Source organism: Curtobacterium sp. HSID17257 (assembly GCF_003989515.1).
In the GTDB taxonomy this organism is placed as follows: Bacteria; Actinomycetota; Actinomycetes; order Actinomycetales; family Microbacteriaceae; genus Curtobacterium.
Genome location: NZ_RBLU01000240.1, coordinates 1 through 714, shown reverse-complemented (window position 1 = coordinate 714; position 714 = coordinate 1). Strand labels below are relative to the sequence as shown.

The 714-nt window shown below is 78.6% G+C and carries 1 pseudogene; it reads left to right on the top strand.

The window, feature by feature from the left end:
* A pseudogene (locus D8M35_RS16745) lies at positions 1 to 714 on the top strand (hypothetical protein); the annotation flags it as partial.

Genomic DNA, 714 nt, shown 5'->3' with positions numbered 1-714 from the left:
CAGCATGTTCCGGCCGCCCCGCAGACGACGCCGGTCTCGGTGCCCCTGCCGACCGGCACCGCCGCGGTCCCGGCCACGCCGACGACCGCCGGCGAGGCGAGCGTGGCGAGCAGTGCCTCCCGGCCGCTCACCGACACCCTCACCGGTGTCCTCCAGCCCGTCACCGAGACGGTGCAGTCGGTCACCGACGCCCGCCCCGTGGCGGGCGTCGTCGACGCCGTCGACGGCGTGATCGGTGCGCTCCCGGTGACCCGCGACCTGCTCGGCGGCGACACCGTCGGCAGCGTCACCGCACCGGTCACCGGCATCGTCGACGACGTGGTCGGCGGTGTCGGGTCGAGCGTCGGCGCGCTGCCCGGGACGGTCGAGCAGGTCCTCCCGCCGGTCGAGGACGCACTCCCGCCCCTCCTGCCGCTCCCCGTGACGCCGGCCCTGCCGCCCCTCCTGCCGGGAGGCGCGCTGCCCGTCCCGGACGTCGCGCCGGCCCCGGTGGGTGGCTCGGTCGGACTCCCCGGGGACACCCGGCCGAGCGCACCCGCTGCCGCCTCGTCCACCGCCGCCACGGCTGCTCCGGACGCCGCGAGCGCTGCGCTGGTCGCGACCGCCGCTGCTCCGGCACCGGCCGACGAGGTACGCGACCGCGGCATCGTCGCCGACCGCTCCACCGCCGCGACCGTCGTCGGTGCCGCCGCCCCGGTCGCGTCGACGGTCGGA